The organism is Pseudomonas lactucae, from assembly GCF_016937615.1.
Classification (GTDB): domain Bacteria; phylum Pseudomonadota; class Gammaproteobacteria; order Pseudomonadales; family Pseudomonadaceae; genus Aquipseudomonas; species Aquipseudomonas lactucae.
The window spans coordinates 1-2,275 of record NZ_JAFHKI010000247.1 but is presented as its reverse complement, the minus strand read 5'-3'; the positions used below and the strand labels follow the sequence as shown (position 1 = coordinate 2,275).

Below are 2,275 nucleotides of genomic sequence, written 5' to 3'. Positions count from 1 at the left end.
ATAGCGGTGGATCAGTGACAGTTGCACTGACTGACACACCACTATCGGGAGCAAGCCCCCTCCCACATTTGTCTTTCTGCGTTTCTAAAATAATGGTCAGCTTTACTGCTGCTCAGCCTTCTTATCTCCATGGGACAAGCTGTACACATACGCCGCCAGCAAGTGCACCTTGTCGTTGCCCTGCAGTTGTTCCTGCGCCGGCATCTGGCCCTGGCGGCCGTAACGGATGGTCTGCTGCAGTTGCGCGAAGCTGGAGCCGTAGATGAACGCGCCGGGGTGGGTCAGGTCGGGCGCGCCCATGGCGGGGGTGCCTTTGCCGGCGGGGCCGTGGCAGGCCACGCAGTTGGCGGCGAAGAGTTTTTCGCCGTTGGCCACATCGGCCTTGGCGCCTTCCGGTAGTTTGCGGCCGTCGAGCCTGGTCACCACAAAGCCCGCTACGTCAGCCACGCCTTGCTCGCCGATCACTTCGGCCCAGCCTGGCATCACCGCGTGGCGGCCCTTCATGATGGTTTCCTTGATGGTGTTCGCCTCGCCCCCCCAGCGCCAGTCGGCGTCGGTCAGGTTGGGGAAACCATAGGCACCCTTGGCGTCGGAACCGTGGCACACCGAGCAGTTGGAGGCGAACAGGCGCCCACCCATCTTCAGGGCTTGCGGGTCCTTGGCCACTTCCTCAATCGGCATCGACGCGAATTTGGCGAAGATCGGCCCGAACTTGGCGTCCGACCTGGCCATTTCCTTTTCCCATTCGTGCACGCCGGTCCAGCCGGTCTGGCCGTTGGCGAAGGGGGTTTGCTTGTCGTTGTCGAGGTAGTTGTAGCCCGGCAGCAGGCCTTTCCAGTTGCCCAGGCCGGGGTACAGCACCAGGTAACCGAGGGCGAAGACGATGGTGCCGACGAACAGCATGAACCACCACTTGGGCAGCGGGTTGTCGTACTCCTCGATGCCGTCGAACGAGTGGCCGACGGTCTCGTCGGTTTGCTCGGCGCGCTGGCCCTTGCGGGTCGACAGCAGCAGCCAGGTCAGGGCGAAGATGGTACCCAGACTGAGGACTGTGACGTACAGACTCCAGAACGTAGTCATTCTTTGTTACTCCTAGAAGCTTGCTCGACGTGCTTGATGGCTTCGGGGTCATCCGCAAAGGGCAGCAAGGTCGCGTCTTCAAACTCTGACTTGCGCTTGGGGCTGAACACCCACAACGCCAGGCCGATAAAGGCCACCATCACGACAACGGTGCCCAGGCCACGAATCATCCCGATATCCATGAAGAATCACCGTTTGCTTTTGATGATGGTGCCAAGGCCCTGCAGGTAGGCCACCAATGCGTCCATTTCGGTCTTGCCCTTGACGGCGGCGGCTGCACCGGCGATGTCTTCGTCGGTGTAGGGCACGCCCAGGGTACGCAGGACTTCCATCTTCTTCGCGGTGTCCTTGCCGTCGAGCTTGTGTTCCACGAGGAACGGATACGCCGGCATTTTCGACTCGGGTACCACGTTGCGCGGGTTGTACAAGTGCGCGCGTTGCCAGTCATCGGAGTAACGCCCGCCCACACGCGCCAGGTCCGGGCCGGTGCGTTTGGAACCCCACAGGAACGGGTGGTCCCACACGCTTTCACCGGCGACCGAGTAGTGGCCGTAGCGTTCGGTTTCGGCGCGGAACGGGCGGATCATCTGCGAGTGGCAGCCGACACAACCGTTGGCGATGTAGACGTCGCGGCCTTCCAGTTCAAGGGCGGTGCGCGGCTTCATGCCTTCGACCGGCTTGTTGGTGACGTCCTGGAAGAACAGCGGAACGATCTGGGTCAGGCCGCCGATACTCACGGCGATGACCATGAAGAAGGCCAGCAGGCCGATATTCTTTTCGACTACTTCATGCTTCATCAGTGAGCTCCCACGACAGCGATCTGGGCGGCGGCTTCGGCTTGTGCAGGGTCCGAGGCACGCACGGTGCGCCAGACGTTGTAGGCCATGAACAGCATGCCGGCGGCAAAGAACGCACCGCCCAGGGCGCGGACGATGTAGCCCGGGTGGCTGGCTTGCAGCGCTTCGACGAAGGAGTAGGTGAGGGTGCCGTCATCGTTGATCGCACGCCACATCAGGCCCTGGGTGATGCCGTTGACCCACATCGAGGCGATGTAGAGCACGGTGCCGATAGTGGCCAGCCAGAAGTGTGTGTTGATCAGCCCGACGCTGTGCATCTGCGCACGGCCGAACAGTTTGGGGATCATGTGGTACAGCGCGCCGATGGAGATCATCGCTACCCAGCCCAGCGCCCCGGC

4 protein-coding genes are annotated in these 2,275 nt (G+C 62.1%); all 4 read right to left on the bottom strand.

Annotated elements, in window-relative coordinates:
- Positions 1-102 precede the first annotated feature (102 nt).
- Positions 103-1,080 carry a cytochrome-c oxidase, cbb3-type subunit III gene (ccoP, locus tag JWR98_RS28975; RefSeq protein WP_205491875.1) on the bottom strand — a complete coding sequence of 326 codons (978 nt, stop codon included), beginning with the start codon at positions 1,078-1,080 and terminating at the stop codon, positions 103-105.
- Complete coding sequence (locus tag JWR98_RS28970) at positions 1,077-1,262, bottom strand: CcoQ/FixQ family Cbb3-type cytochrome c oxidase assembly chaperone (protein WP_003175465.1); 186 nt, start codon at positions 1,260-1,262, stop codon at positions 1,077-1,079. Before JWR98_RS28970 ends, ccoP begins: the two co-directional genes overlap by 4 nt.
- Positions 1,263-1,268: 6 nt before the next feature.
- Positions 1,269-1,877 carry a cytochrome-c oxidase, cbb3-type subunit II gene (ccoO, locus tag JWR98_RS28965; RefSeq protein WP_078734203.1) on the bottom strand — a complete coding sequence of 203 codons (609 nt, stop codon included), beginning with the start codon at positions 1,875-1,877 and terminating at the stop codon, positions 1,269-1,271.
- The coding region (locus tag JWR98_RS28960; RefSeq protein WP_205491874.1) for a cbb3-type cytochrome c oxidase subunit I at positions 1,877-2,275 on the bottom strand (399 nt) is incomplete at its 5' end. The genes JWR98_RS28960 and ccoO, both read right to left, overlap by 1 nt.

Excerpts from the sequence above, each read along its gene's own strand:
- ccoP (WP_205491875.1), bottom strand. The coding sequence starts at position 1,080 with ATGACTACGTTCTGGAGTCTGTACGTCACAGTCCTCAGTCTGGGTACC.
- JWR98_RS28970 (WP_003175465.1), bottom strand. The coding sequence starts at position 1,262 with ATGGATATCGGGATGATTCGTGGCCTGGGCACCGTTGTCGTGATGGTG.
- ccoO (WP_078734203.1), bottom strand. The coding sequence starts at position 1,877 with ATGAAGCATGAAGTAGTCGAAAAGAATATCGGCCTGCTGGCCTTCTTC.